General features: G+C 38.7%; 16 protein-coding genes. 15 read left to right on the top strand and 1 reads right to left on the bottom strand.

What is annotated here, in order from left to right; all coding sequences use genetic code 11:
• The first annotated feature begins 43 nt into the window (after window positions 1-43).
• The 3 genes from groL to ACSVI6_RS06490 all read left to right on the top strand — a co-directional run bounded on the left by groL (window position 44) and on the right by ACSVI6_RS06490 (window position 4,877).
• Window positions 44-1,663, top strand: coding sequence for a chaperonin GroEL (groL, locus tag ACSVI6_RS06500; protein WP_491716639.1), 1,620 nt, complete (start codon window positions 44-46; stop codon window positions 1,661-1,663).
• 162 nt (window positions 1,664-1,825) lie between these two features.
• Complete coding sequence (locus ACSVI6_RS06495; RefSeq protein ID WP_491716638.1) at window positions 1,826-3,661, top strand: APC family permease; 1,836 nt, start codon at window positions 1,826-1,828, stop codon at window positions 3,659-3,661.
• Between the two features lie 118 nt (window positions 3,662-3,779).
• Complete coding sequence (locus ACSVI6_RS06490; protein ID WP_491716637.1) at window positions 3,780-4,877, top strand: glycosyltransferase family 4 protein; 1,098 nt, start codon at window positions 3,780-3,782, stop codon at window positions 4,875-4,877.
• Window positions 4,878-4,897: 20 nt separating this feature from the next.
• On the opposite strand, the gene ACSVI6_RS06485 is transcribed toward ACSVI6_RS06490, so the two are convergent.
• On the bottom strand, window positions 4,898-5,581 hold the full coding sequence (locus tag ACSVI6_RS06485; RefSeq protein WP_491716636.1) for a YigZ family protein: 684 nt from the start codon (window positions 5,579-5,581) through the stop codon (window positions 4,898-4,900).
• A gap of 50 nt (window positions 5,582-5,631) precedes the next feature.
• On the opposite strand from ACSVI6_RS06485, the gene ACSVI6_RS06480 reads away from it, so the two are divergent.
• The 12 genes from ACSVI6_RS06480 (at window position 5,632) to trxB (ending at window position 18,203) form a co-directional block, all read left to right on the top strand.
• The gene (locus tag ACSVI6_RS06480; protein ID WP_491716635.1) at window positions 5,632-6,969 is read left to right on the top strand and encodes an ATP-dependent helicase ComFA; all 1,338 of its coding nucleotides are present in this window, start codon (window positions 5,632-5,634) and stop codon (window positions 6,967-6,969) included.
• A 109-nt stretch (window positions 6,970-7,078) separates the two neighbouring features.
• Entirely contained in the window at window positions 7,079-7,645 is a 567-nt protein-coding gene (locus ACSVI6_RS06475) for a ComF family protein (protein WP_491719432.1), read from the top strand.
• Window positions 7,646-7,786: 141 nt separating this feature from the next.
• A complete protein-coding gene (gene secA / locus ACSVI6_RS06470; RefSeq protein WP_491716633.1) occupies window positions 7,787-10,150 on the top strand; it encodes a preprotein translocase subunit SecA in 2,364 nt (787 codons plus the stop codon).
• Between the two features lie 71 nt (window positions 10,151-10,221).
• Window positions 10,222-11,338, top strand: a protein-coding gene (prfB, locus tag ACSVI6_RS06465; RefSeq protein WP_491720675.1) for a peptide chain release factor 2 whose coding sequence is annotated in 2 segments (ribosomal slippage) — window positions 10,222-10,293 and window positions 10,295-11,338 — 1,116 coding nt in all. Because the reading frame shifts where the segments join, the coding sequence is not laid out codon by codon here.
• Window positions 11,339-11,360: 22 nt separating this feature from the next.
• Complete coding sequence (locus ACSVI6_RS06460) at window positions 11,361-12,539, top strand: PDZ domain-containing protein (RefSeq protein WP_491720674.1); 1,179 nt, start codon at window positions 11,361-11,363, stop codon at window positions 12,537-12,539.
• A gap of 92 nt (window positions 12,540-12,631) precedes the next feature.
• Window positions 12,632-12,937, top strand: coding sequence for a PspC domain-containing protein (locus ACSVI6_RS06455; protein WP_491720673.1), 306 nt, complete (start codon window positions 12,632-12,634; stop codon window positions 12,935-12,937).
• A 13-nt stretch (window positions 12,938-12,950) separates the two neighbouring features.
• Window positions 12,951-13,316: a phage holin family protein gene (locus tag ACSVI6_RS06450; RefSeq protein ID WP_491716629.1), complete on the top strand. Its 366-nt coding sequence runs from the start codon at window positions 12,951-12,953 to the stop codon at window positions 13,314-13,316.
• 67 nt (window positions 13,317-13,383) lie between these two features.
• The gene (hprK, locus tag ACSVI6_RS06445; RefSeq protein WP_491716628.1) at window positions 13,384-14,400 is read left to right on the top strand and encodes an HPr(Ser) kinase/phosphatase; all 1,017 of its coding nucleotides are present in this window, start codon (window positions 13,384-13,386) and stop codon (window positions 14,398-14,400) included.
• Window positions 14,401-14,413: 13 nt separating this feature from the next.
• Entirely contained in the window at window positions 14,414-15,244 is an 831-nt protein-coding gene (lgt, locus tag ACSVI6_RS06440; protein WP_491720952.1) for a prolipoprotein diacylglyceryl transferase, read from the top strand.
• Window positions 15,245-15,259: 15 nt separating this feature from the next.
• The gene (locus tag ACSVI6_RS06435; RefSeq protein ID WP_491720672.1) at window positions 15,260-16,276 is read left to right on the top strand and encodes an NAD(P)H-dependent glycerol-3-phosphate dehydrogenase; all 1,017 of its coding nucleotides are present in this window, start codon (window positions 15,260-15,262) and stop codon (window positions 16,274-16,276) included.
• A 34-nt stretch (window positions 16,277-16,310) separates the two neighbouring features.
• Window positions 16,311-17,201 carry a UTP--glucose-1-phosphate uridylyltransferase GalU gene (gene galU / locus ACSVI6_RS06430; protein ID WP_491716626.1) on the top strand — a complete coding sequence of 297 codons (891 nt, stop codon included), beginning with the start codon at window positions 16,311-16,313 and terminating at the stop codon, window positions 17,199-17,201.
• Window positions 17,202-17,285: 84 nt separating this feature from the next.
• Entirely contained in the window at window positions 17,286-18,203 is a 918-nt protein-coding gene (trxB, locus tag ACSVI6_RS06425; protein ID WP_491716625.1) for a thioredoxin-disulfide reductase, read from the top strand.
• Window positions 18,204-18,218: the final 15 nt, after the last annotated feature.

Raw genomic sequence — 18,218 nt, 5'->3', positions numbered from 1 at the left:
AAAATCATAAAAAACAAAAAATAATTTCATGAGGTGATAATTGATGGCTAAGGAAGTTAAATTTGCAGAAGATGCAAGAAAATCATTACTTAACGGTGTTGATAAATTAGCTAATACGGTTAAGACTACTTTAGGACCAAAGGGACGTAACGTTGTCCTAGAAGAAGGTGCTGGTCCAAACATCACAAATGATGGGGTAACGATTGCAAAGGCGATCCAACTCCCAGATCATTTTGAAAACATGGGAGCTAAATTAGTTGCTGAAGTGGCTTCCAAGACTAATGACATTGCTGGTGACGGGACTACGACTGCCACTGTATTAACCCAAGCAATCGTCAACGAAGGCTTGAAGAACGTTACCGCTGGTGCTAACCCAGTTGGCGTTCGCCGCGGAATCGAAAAAGCTACCGAAGTAGCTGTAAAGGCATTACACAAAATGTCACACGAAGTAAAGAACAAAAACGACATTGCTCAAATCGCTGCCATTTCTTCTGCTAACAAGCAAGTTGGTGAATTGATTGCCGATGCAATGGAAAAGGTTGGTAACGATGGGGTCATTACCATTGAAGATTCCCGTGGGGTTGAAACTAGCCTAGATGTCGTTGAAGGAATGCAATTCGATCGTGGTTACATGTCACAATACATGGTGACTGATAACGATAAGATGGAAGCTAATTTGGATAATCCATACATTCTAATTACTGACAAAAAGATTAATAACATTCAAGACATTTTACCAGTTCTTCAATCAGTGGTTGAACAAGGGCGTTCACTCTTGATCATTGCTGATGATATTGGTGGTGAAGCATTACCAACCCTTGTTTTGAATAAGATGCGTGGGACCTTCAACGTGGTTGCTGTCAAAGCTCCTGGATTCGGTGATCGTCGAAAGGATCAATTACAAGACATCGCTACTTTAACTGGTGCAACTGTGATTACTGACGACTTAGGATTAAACCTAAAGGATGCGACCTTAGAACAACTAGGTCAATCTGCTAAGGCAAACATTACTAAGGATAACACTACGATCGTCCAAGGTGCTGGTGACAAGGCTAAGATTGCTGATCGGGTTAGCGAAATTAAGACCCAAATTGAAAAGACGACTTCTGACTTTGACCGTGACAAGTTAAAGGAACGCCTTGCTAAGTTAGCTGGTGGAGTTGCTGTTGTTCGTGTCGGTGCTGCGACCGAAACCGAATTAAAGGAACGTAAGTACAGAATCGAAGATGCTTTGAACGCTACGCGGGCTGCCGTTGAAGAAGGCTACGTTCCTGGTGGTGGAACAGCTTACATTAATATCTTAAAGGATATTGATGCCATTAAGGCTGAAGGCGATGAAAACACCGGGGTTCAAATCGTTCGCCGTGCATTGGAAGCTCCAGTTAGACAAATTGCTCACAATGCTGGGGTTGATGGTTCCGTGATCGTTGACCACCTTAGAGGTCAAAAACCTGGAATTGGTTACAATGCTGCTGATGGAACTTACGAAGACATGATCAAGGCTGGAGTCATTGACCCAACCAAGGTTAGTCGCTCAGCACTTCAAAACGCCGCTTCTGTTTCAGCATTGTTATTAACTACTGAAGCCGTAGTAGCAAACGAACCAAAGGATGATAATAACACCCCAATGCCTCCACAACCAGGTATGGGCGGCATGATGTAATTTAAATTAAGCTCTGCTTTAAAAGAATCGCTATTTAGCGGTTCTTTTTTTGTTAATAAAATTCAATATGAAATATTTACCAAATTGTAGTAAAATTAAGAATTGCATAAACAAATTTATATTATCTTAAAAAATGAAGACTTAAAAAGTGAGGTCATTTTCATGTGGCGTTATTTAAAACGATTAGTAATTGGGAAGCCATTGAAATCAACTGATGAGGGTGGTAATTCCTTGAATAAATTTAAGGGATTGGCTTTGCTCTCTTCTGATGCTCTTTCATCGGTTGCTTATGGGACCGAACAGATTACAGCGGTATTGTTGACCCTTTCAGTAGCTGCTTTAGTTTACCAAATTTGGATTTCAGCATTAGTTTTGATTCTTTTGCTGGCAATCACGTTGTCCTATCAACAAATTATTTACGCCTATCCATCTGGTGGGGGTGCCTACCTAGTTGCTAGTGATAATTGGGGGCGGACGACTGGGTTAGTTGCTGGTGGGTCCTTACTAGTTGATTATATGCTGACCGTGGCGGTTTCGACCACTTCTGGAACCGAAGCAATTACGTCTGCAATTCCAGCACTATATAATTATCGAATCCTGATTTCATGCTTGATCGTAGTATTAATTATGTTACTGAATTTACGGGGGATGCGTGAATCAGCATCGATTTTGACGGTGCCGGTTTACCTATTCATCTTTATGATTTTTATCATGATTATTTGGGGTGGGTATAATATTTTAACTGGACATATTACATACCAAGCTGCTAGCGCAGTTGGTACCCCAGTCCAGGGAATGACACTGCTATTATTCTTCAAGGCTTTTTCTTCTGGTTCTTCATCGCTAACTGGAGTGGAAGCAATTAGTAACTCGGTTCCTAACTTTAAAAAACCCCGTGAAAAGATGGCTTCACATACGCTTGCTATCATGGCTTTGATCTTAGGGTTCTTCTTTGGTGGGATTACACTTTTGAGTTATTACATGGGAATTAAGCCGAATGCACATGTGACGGTGCTGTCACAAATTGGAGCAGGCGTATTCGGCCATGGTGGAATTATGTTCTATGTATTACAACTTTCCACCGCAATGATTTTAGCAGTGGCTGCAAACACTGGCTTTTCAGCATTTCCAATTCTAGCTTATAATTTAGCACGCGATAAATTTTTACCGCACGCCTACTTGGATAAGGGTGATCGGTTAGGATATTCCAACGGGATTATTTCACTTGCGATTGGGGCATTGATCCTAATCATTATGTTCAATGGGGAAACGAACCTCTTAGTACCCCTGTATTCCATCGGGGTATTCATTCCATTTACACTTTCACAGTCTGGGATGATTTTACATTGGCGCAAGCACCGTGAAGGAGCATGGGTCTTAAAGGCGACCATTAATTTCATCGGGGCGTTGATCTCGGCAATCCTAGTTGTTTTCTTATTGCTACTCCACTTTGTAAACGTCTGGCCATACTTCATCGTGATGCCACTATTGATCCTTTTATTTTATCGCATCAATGAGCATTATCGTAAGGTCGGCACCCAACTGGAAGTTAGCCATAAGGCGCAAGAAATTCCAGAATCATTTAGTGGTTCGACTGTAATTGTTTTGATCAGTGACGTTACGACCATGACGATGAATGCGATTACCTATGCTAAATCGATCAGTGATGATATCATCGCGATGCATGTTTCGTTTGATTCTAATCCAGAACGCGAAAAAAAGGTGGCCAACGACTTTAAGGTTGCGTTCCCAGAAATTCGGTTCGTTGATATTCATTCATCATATCGCTCAATCGTTAATCCAACGTTGCGCTTTTGTGATGTGATTGCCAAGCGTGCCGAACACGACGGGAATACAACCACTGTATTGGTTCCGCAATTTGTCCCTAAGCATCATTGGCAACAAATTCTGCATAATCAAAGTGGTTTACGGTTGCGTGCAGCTTTAAACTCACGTCAAAACATCGTGGTAAGCACTTATAATTACCATTTGAAATAATTAATTAAACAGGAGTTATCGCTATATTACAATTGTGATAACTCTTTTTGATTGGGTTGTTTTTAGATTGTGAGATTTGTATAATTAAATTTAATAATTATTTTTCAAGGGAGGTGGAATGGTGAAGTTAAAAATAATTGTCTGTTTATTTGCGACAATGCTTATATCGGCAATTTTGACGCCATTTGTTCGTAAATTGGCATTTAAAATTGGGGCTGAAGACGATCCCAATAAACGGCGCGTCAATAAGGTTCCGATGCCAACGCTTGGTGGGTTATCAATATTTGCATCCTATACTTTTGCAACGGTCGGCTTAATGCGGAACTTAATTCCAGGACCTCAGTTGTGGGGAGTCCTGGGTGGTGAAATATTGATTGTTTTAACCGGGGTGTTAGACGATATTTATACCTTAAAACCGCGTCAAAAAGTTTTTGGGATTACCTTAGCATCGTTATTCGTGTTCTTTTTTGGACATGTTCGAATGACCGTTCTAACATTGCCGCTACTGGGATCATTTCATTTAGGCTGGTTAAGTTTGCCGATTACTTGGGTTTGGATCTTGGCAATTACTAACGCAGTGAATTTGATTGATGGACTCGATGGACTAGCTACTGGAGTCGCAATTATTGCATTATCGACAATGGGGATTACTGGAATGTTCTTCTTGAATGTGGGCAATACATACGTATCAATCATGATTTTTACTTTGGTTGTAGCATGTGTTGGCTTTTTACCATATAATTTCTTTCCTGCCAGAATTTATCTAGGGGACACGGGATCGCTATTTATTGGTTTTATGATTTCAGTGTTTTCACTAAACGGATTAAAGAATGCAACGTTCATTACAGTCATCATTCCAGTAATCATTCTGGGGGTGCCAATTACTGATACTGTATATGCCATTTTAAGGCGATTATTGAATCGGCAACCAATTTCACATGCTGACAAACATCATTTGCATCATCGATTAATGCAAATGGGATTGACCCATCGGCAAACCGTATTAGTGATTTATGGAATTGCGATGATCTTTTCATTTATCTCACTTCTCTACCCCATTTCCAACCTATGGGGCATTATCTTACTTACGATCGCAACCTTGATTGGATTGGAATTGTTTGTGGAGTCAATTGGATTAGTTGGCAAGAATCGGCAACCACTTTTAAAATGGATTAAACGATTAGTTAAAAGTACCACTAGTAAAAGTAATCATTAAAAAAGGATCTTTCGCCTCATTTATTTGAGCTCGATTGATCCTTTTTTGTATCGATCCTTACCTTGATGGTAATCGACTTCGAAGTATTCTTGTTCACCAGTTGTAATTTTGGCACGATTATTTAATAGTTCAACGATTTGTTTTTCAAATGCGCTAACCCCATCCGCTGGAATGGCAACGGTAACGGTAACGTCAGCACCATATTGAATATCATCAATATAGACATCCTCTTGGTTTAAATGGTACTTAAGTGGTTCAAGAAGTGAATACTCAATTTGAATGTTAATCTTAGTTTGGAGGATTCTTTCTACGACGCCGACGCTATTGATTGCTTCCGTCGTGGCGTTACTATAAGCACGAATAAGGCCACCAGCACCTAATTTAATGCCCCCAAAGTAACGGGTAACTACGACTGCAACGTCATGGAGCTGTTTTAATTTAATTGCATCTAAGATTGGTAAACCAGCAGTTCCAGACGGTTCTCCATTATCACTTTTTCTTTGAATGTGGTCATCTTGACCCACCATGTAAGCATAACAATTGTGGGTCGCGGTTTTATTTTCCGCTATAATTTGATCAACGAACGCCTTAGCCTCATCCTCACTTTTAACACGTTTAACGCTACCGATAAAGCGTGATTTTTTAATAATGATTTCATTTGCACCGCTATCCTTAACGGTTAAATATGTTTGTTCTTTTTCCATATTGAAGACCTCCTTTAAATTTTTGCGTATTTAATGATTAGGTGATGTTTATGATTAAAGAGATAATTGAACTTTATGGCAGACAAATTAACTTAAATGAAATCGCTGCCGAACTATTAAATAATCCATTATTAAAAAGGCGAATTGCAATTAAGCGACTGGGAAACCAAATTGAGTGTCAACGTTGTGGCAGTCGCAGTAATTTACAAAATGCTTTATTACCAGGGGACCATTTTTATTGTCCGAAATGCATTAATTTAGGACGCATTATTGATACTTGTGAATTGGGGTTTGTTGATGAACCAAATCAATTTCAGAGGTGGACGGACGTTCTAACCTGGCAGGGCTCTTTAACTGATGCTCAGAAAGTTTGTTCAAGATCGATTATCGATCATTTTCAACAACATCGTGATCACTTATTGTGGGCAGTCACTGGTGCTGGTAAGACAGAAATGCTATTTCCTGGAATTGAGTGGGCATTGCAAAATAATTTACGGATTGCAATTGCTTCACCCAGAGTCGATGTTTGTATTGAATTATTTCCCAGAATCCAACAAGCATTTGCCCATATACCTATGATTTTATTACATGGACGGCAAACTGAAAAGTATCAATACTCGCAATTGACGATTTGTACGACCCATCAGCTATTGCGTTTTTACCATGCGTTTGATATTTTGATTATTGATGAGGTCGATTCGTTTCCATATGCTCAGGATGCGGGGTTGCATTATGCAGTGGAAAATGCAATTAAGAAAGGGGGCACCAAACTTTTCTTAACCGCAACACCAAGCGAAGAAATACTACGGTCAGTCCGTACAAAACAGCTTTCAATCAGTTATTTACCATTACGGTATCACCGCCACCTATTGCCGCAAATTAAAGTTCACTTTGTTCCTAATTGGCGGGTCAAATTAGCAAAGCAAAAGTTGCCTAATCGGTTGATTCAAATGTTAATCCTTAAGGTCAAATCAAGGCAACGATTTTTGCTGTTCGTGCCACACGTTAGTGACTTAGCTTTGGTCAGTGAAGTTTTAAAGAGTCGATTGAAGCTCGAGAGCCGTTTTGCAACCGTTCATTCTGAGGATGCGCAACGCTTAGAAAAGGTAGCCGCAATGCGTAATAACGAACTAGATTTTTTAATTACCACCACGATTTTAGAGCGGGGGGTTACGTTTCCTGGAATTGATGTAATTGTTTTGGGAGCCGATGAGGATATTTTTTCCACCTCAGCTTTAGTTCAGATTGCTGGTCGGGTAGGGCGCAACAATGATCGTCCGTTTGGGGATGTAGACTTTTTTGTCCACAGTAACGCTAAAAATGTTTCAGGAGCTTATCGCCAGATTGCCTATATGAATCGATTGGGGGCTGCCAAAAAGAATGAATAATTGTTTATTATGTGGTAGCTATTTATCAATGGCGCCTTCGATCGATTGGCTATTAAGCTTGCGTTCATTCGAAAATAGCTGGCTTTGTAATACTTGCCGAAAACAATTTATGAAAATTGATTTTGAACAAGCGTGTCCAATTTGCAGTAAGCCGAAACAAGCTGGGAAGAACTGTATTGATTGTATCGAGTGGCAATCACGTTCAAAATTAACATTTGAGAATCACTCATTATATGAATATAATTTAGCAATGAAAAACTTTATGCACCGTTATAAATTTCTTGGCGATTATCGGCTAAGGAACATTTTTTTAGATGAAATGAGTACTTATGCAAAGAATAGTCGGCGGCTGATCGTACCAATTCCATTAAATCCACAAACGATGAAGACGCGGGCCTTTAATCAAACGATTGGTTTCTTGGACATGCAATTGTTGCAGTGTTTAGAAACGAAGGCCAAAGAAAAGAGCATGGATCAGTCTAAACTAGGTCGTGATCAACGTAAATTAATGGAACAGCCATTTAAGATGGTTTCACAAGAAATCATTAAAGTTAAGGATCAAGACATATTAATAGTTGATGATGTTTATACCACTGGAACGACGATTCACTATGCGGCGCAGTTGTTGCTTGAACATGGTGCTAAATCCGTTTGTGGACTTACGTTAGCGCGATAATCAAATAGATTTAACGTTTATTATTTTAAAACGGTGCTGAAAATGTTAAAATGGATTAGATTAAATAAATAATAGATAAAATCGGGGAAGATTCCCCTTTTAATAAAACTGATTCTTATTTTAAGAAAGGAAATTGATTTAATGCCTAATATTTTAAAAAAATGGGTAGAAAGCGACAAACGCGAAATTAAAAGACTTAGTAAGATTGCCGATAAAGTTGGTGAATGGTCTCAAAAATATCGCAAATTAAGTGATGAAGAATTACAAGCTAAAACACCTGAATTCAAAAAACGTTACCAAAATGGTGAAACTTTAGATGAACTATTACCAGAAGCATTTGGGGTAGCTAGAGAAGCTGCTCGGCGGGTCCTTGGATTGAATCCATTCCACGTTCAAATTATGGGTGGAATCGTTCTTCATGAGGGGAATATTTCCGAAATGAAGACTGGGGAAGGAAAGACCCTTACTTGTACGATGCCAGTTTATTTAAATGCCATTTCTGGTGATGGAGTTCATGTTATTACTGTGAATGAATATCTTTCAGAACGTGATGCTACTGAAATGGGTGAACTATATAACTGGTTAGGCTTAACTGTCGGAGTTAACTCCTCAGACAAGTCTGCTGAAGAAAAGCGTGAAGCATACGCTGCTGATATCACTTATTCCACTAACGGTGAAATTGGATTTGACTACCTCCGTGATAACATGGTGGTTTATAAGGAAGACATGGTTCAAAGACCACTTAACTTTGCTGTGGTCGATGAAGTTGACTCCATCTTAATTGATGAAGCTAGAACCCCATTGATCATTTCAGGACAAGCGACTGCATCTTCTGAACTTTACAATTCAGCTGATCAATTTGCTAAGACTTTGACTAAGGATAAGGATTACAAAATTGATTTGGAAAGTAAGACGATTGCCCTAACTGATCAAGGAATTAGTAAGGCTGATAAATTCTTTAATTTAAAGAACTTATTTGACACTGAAAATACTGCTCTTACCCACCATATTGATGAAGCTTTACGGGCTAATTACATTATGCTGCTCGATAAGGACTACGTTGTGCAAGATGATTCCGTTCAAATTGTTGATTCATTTACTGGACGGATCATGGAGGGACGTCGTTTCTCAGATGGTCTTCATCAAGCGATTGAAGCCAAGGAAGGCGTTGAAATTCAACAAGAAAGTAAGACGATGGCTAACATCACTTACCAAAACCTTTTCAGAATGTACAAGAAGCTTTCCGGGATGACTGGAACTGCCAGAACTGAAATTGAAGAATTCCGTGAAATTTATAACATGGAAGTTATTTCAATTCCAACTAATAAACCAGTTGTTCGTTTAGATGAACCTGATATTTTATATCCTGATTTAAATTCTAAGTTCGAAGCCGTAATTGAAAGAATCAAGAGACTTCACCATGCTGGGCAACCAATCTTAGTTGGGACCGTGGCTGTTGAAACTTCAGAGTACCTTTCTAAACGCCTAGACGAAGAAGGCATCGATCATGTGGTCTTGAACGCTAAGAACCATGCTAAAGAAGCTGAAATTGTTAAGAATGCTGGACAAAAGGGTGCCGTTACGATTGCTACTAATATGGCTGGTCGGGGAACTGATATTAAATTAGGACCTGGGGTGGTTAGATTAGGTGGACTTGCAGTAATCGGAACCGAACGGCATGAATCACGGCGGATTGATAATCAACTTCGTGGTCGTTCTGGACGGCAAGGTGACCCTGGTTTATCACAATTTTACCTTTCACTTGAAGATGATTTGATGCGTCGATTCGGTTCTGATCGGATCAAGAACCTTCTTCAACATCTTAAAATTGATGGTGACAACGCCGCAATTAAGAGTCATATGATTTCTAGACAAGTTGAATCTGCTCAAAAACGAGTTGAAGGGAATAACTACGATTCACGGAAGAACGTCCTTCAATACGATGATGTTATGAGACAACAACGGGATGTTATGTATAACGAACGTTATGAAATTATCGAAGAAGATAAGTCACTTGGTTGGGTATTACTACCAATGTTCGAAAGAACGATTGACCACGTTGTTAATTTACATGCTCAAGGGAGCAGTGAAAACTGGGATTTGCAAACCATTTTGGATTTTGCAATTAGCGCTTTGATCAGTCCCGATAAAATTAGTTTATCCGACTTACAAAACAAGTCACGTGACGAAATTAAAAACTACCTAAACAACATTGCAAAGCAAAACTACAAGGAAAAGGAATCTGAACTTTCAGATCCTTCACAATTACTTGAATTTGAAAAGGTTGTTTTATTAAGGGTTGTGGATTCACACTGGACTGACCATATCGATGCCATGGATCAATTACGACAATCCATTGGGCTTCGTGGATATGGACAATTAAATCCATTGGTTGAATACCAACGTGAAGGTTATCGGATGTTTGAAGAAATGATTGCTGATATCGATTATGATACCACTAGATTATTTATGAAGGCAGAAATTCGTCAAAACCTAGAAAGATAATTCTAATTAAGAGCGAAGAGACTGAAAAGTTCCTTCGCTTTTTTGCGTTTAATCCTAAGGAGGAATTTGAAATGGAACTCAGTGAAGCCAAAAATAAAATTGAAAAAATTCAACAAGCCATTAACGGCTTTAGGGGGTCACTTTGACTTAGATGCTTTAAATGATAATATTCATTTAAATGAGCATCGGATGGCTGAACCAGACTTTTGGAATGATCAAAATAAGGCCAAGCAGCTAATTGATGAGACGAATCAAATGAAGCAAAAATACGATAGTTATAATAACCTTGTCGAAGCCGCTACCGATTTGTCGATTAATTTAGAATTATTAGAAGAAGAAAATGATCCAGACTTAATGAGTGAGTTTGAGAACAACTTAACTAAAGTAGAAAAACAATTAAATGATTATCAATTGAATCTACTTTTATCAGGACCATATGATCATAACAATGCAATTGTTGAAATTCATCCGGGGGCTGGTGGCACTGAATCGCAAGATTGGGGATCAATGTTATTTCGGATGTATACCCGTTGGGCTGAGCAACACCACTTTAAGTTAGAGACTTTAAACTACCAAGCTGGTGATGTTGCTGGGATCGATACAGTTACCTTTATGGTAATTGGGACCAACGCTTATGGATTGATGCAGTCTGAAAAGGGAGTTCACCGCTTAGTTAGAATTTCACCATTTGATTCTGCTGGACGGCGGCACACTTCCTTTGCCTCAGTTGATGTTATGCCTGAATTAGATGATAGCGTTAATATTGAGATTAACCCTGCTGACTTACGAATTGATTATTTCCGTGCCAGTGGGGCTGGGGGTCAACACGTTAATAAAACATCTTCTGCGGTTCGAATCACCCACGAACCCACTGGGATTGTTGTATCTAGCCAAGCGCAACGTTCACAACTACAAAATCGTGAAACGGCAATGAACATGTTAAAATCAAAGTTGTATGAACGGGAAGAGGAAAAGAAAGCCGAACAAAAAGCCAAAATTGAAGGTGAACAAAAAGAGATTGGCTGGGGTTCACAAATTCGTTCCTATGTTTTCCATCCTTACACGATGGTAAAAGACCATCGAACTAATTATGAAACAGGAAATGGCCAAGCGGTAATGGATGGGGATTTAGATCCATTTATTAATGCTTACCTTCAATGGAAACTAAGCCAGAGAAATCCTGATTAATCGATAAAGGACGGATGTTGATATGCAAATTCAAATACAAATACTGTTAGCGTTAATTATTTTTATTATTCAGCCTGTTTTTTGGGTTGGATTAATTCGCACTTATTTATTATCCAAGAAACGCATTAAAAACACGCGAAATACTTTTCATAACGCGATTTATCCTCGGCACTTTGAAATTGTTCAGTTTTTTATTAACCTATTTTTACTGGGCATTTTGGGTGCGGCCTTCACCGTTACGGTCGGTCCCGTAATGACGATGGTTTGGCTAGTGATTTATCAAGTACTATCGATCATTAATTTACTGCTGATCCCTAGGGTGATTTTTTCGTTCGAGATTTTAACCATTGCTTTAATTACTACAATTGTTATTAATTTAAGTGGGGTTATTAATCGATTTATTCATGTTGAATCATTACGTAAATACGGGATTAGTTTAGCAGCCACTGGTGATTTTAATTATATTTTTTTAGCTAGTCTGTTTTTATTAGGATTAGCAATAATCGTCTTCAAAGATGGTGGTAAGTATAACGTACCAATTATTGAACACAACGAACGGAAAACAAGGATTGCAGGTTATCCGTTCAGGAGTATTAACGTGGTCCCACTGTTTTTGTTTATTCCGGGTGATTTTATTCACAGCACAATTCCGTTTTGGCCTGTTTTTATGCTTAATGGTCATTCATTTGCATTTTTATTTGCACCAATATTATTTGGCTTTAGAATGACCATCTTTAAGCTGTTCCCCCGAGCGGTGTTTAAGAAAATGGGGGGACAATTTGCTAAGCTAGCTATTTTAGGATTATTGTTGACAATCGTTAGTTACTTCTTTCCAATTGTCGTCGTCCCCGCATTGGTTGGGTTGTTACTTATCTTTTGGTGGATTAACATTCATGCTAAGTCAGTTGATAAGGGGAGTGGCGATTGGTACTCTGAGGTGATTAATGGTGTGCGGATCGTCGGGATTGAACCGCAAACCCCCGCTGCTAAGATGAATTTGTCAATTGGAGATGTCATCTTAGAAGTGAATAATCAATCGGTTACAAATGAAAATGAATTTTATCGGGCCCTTTTAAAACAGTCCACTTATTGTCGATTAAAAGTTAAAAATCGGAAGGGTCAATTAGCAATTACTGAAACCGCTATTTTTAGCAATGCTCCCCATGAGATCGGAGTAGTGTTATTTAAACAGGAAAGTTAAAGATATTATTAGTGTCTATGCTTACATGTAGACACTTTTTTTGAATGTGATAATATTAATTTTGAACTTTAATATTCGAAAGGAAATCAATCATGAAAACGAAAAAATTAATGAAATCTCGTAATAATCGAATCCTAACTGGCGTATTGGGTGGCTTAGCCGAATACTTTGGCATTAACGCACGTTATCTAAGGATTGCATATTTAATTTTGACATTTTTATTTATCAAGACATTAATTCCAGTGTTTTTATATCTTTTAATGATGGTCTTAATGCCAAATGATTATGGCAAAGATAGTCGTCAATTTAATAACTCATTTGGTAATCGACAATCTGATTCATCCTCAAGGGATCGCAAAATTCTTCATGATGTTGAAGAAAAGGACGATTTAAAATAAGGGAGTTAATTAAATGAGTTTTTTTAAACAAGTATTATTGAACATGCTAGTTTTCGTTGCATTAGCTGGTTTCTTACAGCAATCAGGAATGTTTTATGTTTCTGGGCTGATGGCCGCACTAGGTGCAGCGTTCGTTCTATCGATTTTAAATGCGTTAGTAAGACCATTCATTACAGTTTTATCATTGCCGATCAATATTTTAACGTTAGGATTATTTAGCATTGTTATTAACGGATTAATGTTAGAGATGACCTCAGCACTAGTTGGTAAGGATAGTTTTTACTTCTCCTCGTTTGGCAGTGCGATGATTGTGGCAATTATTTTATCAATTTGTAACGCAATCTTTGCTGACCATTATTCACGTCAAATTCGCAAATAAAGTGTATCGAAAGTGCATATCATGATAAAATTAATTTAGGTTTCTTTTAACGATCGGAGGGATTTAATTGGCTGAAATAGTAACCGTAAAAGACCTTGTTGATAATACACGGTTAAGCGTTGCTTATGGATCAGAGTATTTGGACCGATTAATTACAACTAGTGATATATCGCGTCCGGGGCTTGAACTAACGGGGTATTTTAATTATTATCCTGCAAAACGGATTCAACTTTTGGGAATTACAGAAACATCCTTTGCAAAGGGAATGACCAGTTCTGACCTTTACGATGTAATGGTGAAGATGTGTCAGCCAGAAACACCTGCTTTTGTAATTTCAACCCAATTAGATCCACCTGAAGAACTACTAGAAGCAGCTGAAAGTAAGCATATTCCAGTCCTTTGCTCTAAGTTAACGACTTCACGAGTACTTAGTAATATGACTAATTATTTAGAAGCTAAACTAGCTGAAAGAATGTCAATTCATGGAGAATTAGTTGATATTTATGGGCTAGGGGTTTTAATTACCGGAGATTCTGGAGTTGGAAAAAGCGAAACGGCTTTGGAACTGATTAAGCGTGGCCATCGATTGATCGCAGATGATCGAGTAGAAGTCTACCAACAAGATGAGCAGACTCTAATTGGACAGGCACCACGCATCTTACGGCATTTATTAGAAATCCGAGGAATCGGAATCATCGATGCAATGAATCTATTTGGAGCAGGAGCGGTAAGAAGCGATACTCGGGTCGATTTGATCGTTCACCTTTCAAATTGGTCCAAGGATACGCCTTTTGATCGATTGGGTAATAATAATGAATCACAACGTTTTTTTGATGTTGACGTTCCCAAAATCAATATTCCAGTTAAAATTGGGCGGAACCTAGCAGTACTAATTGAATCCGCCGCAATGAACTTTAGAGCTCGTTCGATGGGCTATGATGCAACGAAAGTTTTTGATGATAACCTTAAGAGTTTGATCAAGGAAAACTCAATTCGGGATTCAAAGGCACGAGCACAAGAGAAGAACATCGAATTAGAAAACGAAGCAGCCATTCATAAATCGGATGATGAGAAACATAAATAGTTGAAGGGAATGAATTCTAATCATATTAGCATTAAATCCAATTGCATTTAAATTGGGCCCAATTCAGGTGCATTGGTATGGTATTTTTATCGCGAGTGCCGTTATATTAGCAGTATACCTATCAGTGCGTGAGGGTAAAAAGCGGGGCATTAAGCCTGATAACATCTATGACATGTTATTGTGGGCATTGCCATTTTCAATTATCAGTGCTCGTTTGTACTACGTAGTTTTTCAATGGGGTTATTATCAGAATCATATTGACGAGATCATTCGAATCTGGGATGGTGGAATTGCAATTTATGGTTCCTTGATTGGAGCTGCAATTGTAATTATTATTTTCTGTCGCAGTCGGTTGATTCCAGTCTGGTTAATGTTGGATGTTATTTCGCCAACCGTACTTTTAAGTCAGGGAATTGGGCGTTGGGGTAACTTTATGAACCAAGAAGCCTTTGGTCAAGTTACTAGCCTTTCTTTTCTTCAACATCTTCACCTACCATCATTTATTATCAATCAGATGTACATTAGTGGAATGTATCGCCAACCGACGTTTTTGTATGAATCATTGTGGAGCTTCTTGGGGGTAGCGGTCTTATTATCACTACGGCATGTTCCGCACTTCTTTAAGCGTGGCGAGGTGTTTTTGAGTTATGCCCTTTGGTACTCATTTGGACGCTTTTTTATTGAAGGAATGCGCACTGATAGTTTAATGATCGGTAGTATTCGAGTCTCACAATATCTATCGATCGTTTTATTCGTAGTTGCGCTTGGTTTAATCGTTTATCGTAGACGTAAAATTCCAGATGCTAGTTGGTACTTAGATGGCTCAAAACAACTATTAAGATAAAGGATGAATTTAAAAATGACAGAAAAAATTGCAGTATTAGGTGCTGGTTCATGGGGTAGTATGTTGGCTAATATTTTAGCGCAAAACGGGCATGATGTAAGATTATGGTCCTACAAGCCTGCACAAGTTGATGAATTAAATAATCAGCATACTAATTCTAAATATTTAAAAGATTTTACCTTTTCAAATGCTTTAGTAGCTTATTCAGATATGAAAGCTGCTTTAGAGGGGGTTGATGACGTTTTATTCGTTGTTCCCGCTCAAGTGACTCGTTCGGTTGCTAAGCAGGTGAACCCAATTTTAACTGAATTAGGTATTCAACCGAACATAATTCATGCTAGTAAGGGAATTGAAGAAAAAACATATAAACGAATGTCAGAAGTGTTAGCTGATGAAATCGATCCAGATAACCGTCGTTCAATTTCAGTTATTTCAGGACCGAGTCAAGCTGAGGATGTTGCTCGTGGTGACATTACGTTGGTAACCACTGCTAGCGAAAATATGCAAGATGCTGAACACATCCAATCATTGTTCATGAATGATACTTTTCGGGTTTATACAAATGATGATATCATCGGAGTTGAAATTGGAGCTGCACTTAAAAACATTATTGCGTTAGGAGCGGGGGCACTAGTTGGCCTTGGCTATGGTGATAATGCCAAGGCATCACTAATTACTCGGGGCCTAGCTGAAATTTCTCGATTGGGGACATCATTTGGTGCTAATCCATTGACGTTTATCGGATTATCCGGGGTTGGTGACTTGATTGTAACTGCGACTAGTTCTGATTCCAGAAACTGGCGGGCCGGAAATCAATTAGGAAAGTGCCAAACCCTAAAGGACGTTATTGATAATATGGGAATGGTAATTGAAGGGGTTGCAACCACCCGTGCTGCTTATGAATTAGCTAAGCAAAGAGGCGTTGAAATGCCAATTACTTCCGCAATTTATCACGTATTATATGATAATGCAGACATTAAAGAATCTATCGCTAAGTTAATGCAACGCCAAGGTCGTTCTGAATTAGCTTAATAATTAAAAAATCCATCGATTAGGAGTTATAAAAATGAAAAAAATTAGAAAAGCAATCATTCCCGCCGCAGGGTTAGGAACTAGATTTTTACCAGAAACAAAGGCAGTGCCAAAGGAAATGTTACCAGTTGTTGATACCCCTACGATTCAATTAATCGTTGAAGAAGCGAAGGCTTCTGGAATTACTGATATTTTAATTATTATTGGGCGTAACAAGCGTAACATCGAAGATCATTTTGATTCTAATCCAGAATTAGAAGATAATTTAGCACGCAAGCACAAGGATAAGATGTTAAAAGCAGTTCAAGAAACAAATGGGATGAATATCTACTTCATTCGTCAAAACCATCCAGATGGTTTAGGGGATGCTGTTTCCACTGCACGTAGTTTTGTTGGCGATGAACCATTTGTAATCATGTTGGGTGATGACATTGCTAAGGCTGAAGAACCACTTACAAAGCAGTTGATCAACTGTTATGAAGAAACTGGTGAATCCACTCTTGCTGTAATGCGTGTCCCTCATGAAGATACTGCTAAATACGGAGTAATTGCACCGACTAAGGAAATTATGCCTGGTCTATACGATGTTGACAGCTTTGTTGAAAAGCCAGATCCAGATGATGCCCCTAGTGATCTTGCAATCATTGGTCGTTACTTATTAACACCAAATATTTTTGATATTTTGGAAAAGACGAAACCAGGTAAGGGCAACGAAATTCAATTGACCGATGCGATTGATACTTTGAATAAGAGCCATAAGGTTTATGCTCATGAACTAGTTGGCTCCAGATATGATACTGGAAATAAATTTGGATGGTTAAAGACCAATATCGAATACGGTTTGGAACATCCAGAAGTTAAGGATGACCTTCGTCAATACATTAAAGATCTTGGCAAGCAATTAGCTGAAGAAGATCAAAAATAATCAGTTGGGTGCAAACTATTAGACAAAGATACTTATTAATAGTAAGCTGAGTACATTGATTATTTATGTGAGGAGAGTTGTGCAATGGAAAGTTATGATGTAATTGTGATTGGAGCAGGACCTAGTGGAATGACAAGTGCCCTATATGCTTCAAGAGCTAATTTATCAGTGTTAATGATTGACCGTGGAATTTACGGTGGTCAAATGAATAATACCGCTGAAATTGAAAATTACCCTGGGTTCAAATCAATCTTAGGGCCTGATTTGGCTAAGAACATGTACGAGGGATCGATTAACTTTGGTGCTAAGTATGGTTATGGAACGGTAGAATCAATTGAAGACCAGGGAAAGACTAAGATCGTTCACACCGATAATGGTGACTATGAAGCCAAGACTGTGATTATTGGAACTGGGTCACAATATCGGAAGCTTGGGGTGCCAGGTGAAGATGAATACGGTGGTCGTGGAGTTTCTTATTGTGCGGTCTGTGATGGGGCGTTCTTTAAGAACAAGGAAGTCGTAGTTGTTGGTGGTGGTGATTCTGCCATTCAAGAAGCCCTCTACCTAGCCCAACTAGTTTCTAAGATTACCATCATTCATCGACGTGGTGAACTAAGAGCCCAAAAGGTGCTCCAAGACCAAGCGTTCGCAAATGATAAAATCAACTTCATTTGGAATACTAACGTGACTGAAGTGGTTGGTGACGACGCTAAGGTGACTGGTGTGAAAACCGTTAATAACGAAACTCAAGAAACCGGTGAAGTGCTCGCAAGTGGAGTGTTCATCTACGTTGGAAACCTCCCAATTACGGGGGCTTTCAAAGATCTAAACATTACTGATGATAATGGTTGGATCAAGACTAATGATCGGATGGAAACTGCTAAGCCTGGTATCTTTGCAATTGGTGATGTTCGAGCAAAGGAATTAAGACAAGTAGTGACGGCCGTAGGTGACGGTGGTATCGCGGGACAGAATGCTTTCCATTACATTCAAAATATGTAAGGTGCTTATTCTTTC

It is taken from the genome of Nicoliella sp. ESL1106 (assembly GCF_058509965.1).
Note: the sequence above shows the minus strand (reverse complement) of the source record. Positions and strands in the feature narration are given on the sequence as shown.

Coding starts and splice junctions, on each gene's coding strand:
- ACSVI6_RS06495 (WP_491716638.1), top strand. CDS start 1,826: ATGTGGCGTTATTTAAAACGATTAGTAATTGGGAAGCCATTGAAATCA.
- ACSVI6_RS06460 (WP_491720674.1), top strand. CDS start 11,361: ATGCAAATTCAAATACAAATACTGTTAGCGTTAATTATTTTTATTATT.
- secA (WP_491716633.1), top strand. CDS start 7,787: ATGCCTAATATTTTAAAAAAATGGGTAGAAAGCGACAAACGCGAAATT.
- ACSVI6_RS06480 (WP_491716635.1), top strand. CDS start 5,632: ATGATTAAAGAGATAATTGAACTTTATGGCAGACAAATTAACTTAAAT.
- groL (WP_491716639.1), top strand. CDS start 44: ATGGCTAAGGAAGTTAAATTTGCAGAAGATGCAAGAAAATCATTACTT.
- trxB (WP_491716625.1), top strand. CDS start 17,286: ATGGAAAGTTATGATGTAATTGTGATTGGAGCAGGACCTAGTGGAATG.
- ACSVI6_RS06485 (WP_491716636.1), bottom strand. CDS start 5,581: ATGGAAAAAGAACAAACATATTTAACCGTTAAGGATAGCGGTGCAAAT.
- ACSVI6_RS06475 (WP_491719432.1), top strand. CDS start 7,079: ATGAAAATTGATTTTGAACAAGCGTGTCCAATTTGCAGTAAGCCGAAA.
- ACSVI6_RS06490 (WP_491716637.1), top strand. CDS start 3,780: ATGGTGAAGTTAAAAATAATTGTCTGTTTATTTGCGACAATGCTTATA.
- galU (WP_491716626.1), top strand. CDS start 16,311: ATGAAAAAAATTAGAAAAGCAATCATTCCCGCCGCAGGGTTAGGAACT.
- ACSVI6_RS06435 (WP_491720672.1), top strand. CDS start 15,260: ATGACAGAAAAAATTGCAGTATTAGGTGCTGGTTCATGGGGTAGTATG.
- ACSVI6_RS06450 (WP_491716629.1), top strand. CDS start 12,951: ATGAGTTTTTTTAAACAAGTATTATTGAACATGCTAGTTTTCGTTGCA.
- ACSVI6_RS06455 (WP_491720673.1), top strand. CDS start 12,632: ATGAAAACGAAAAAATTAATGAAATCTCGTAATAATCGAATCCTAACT.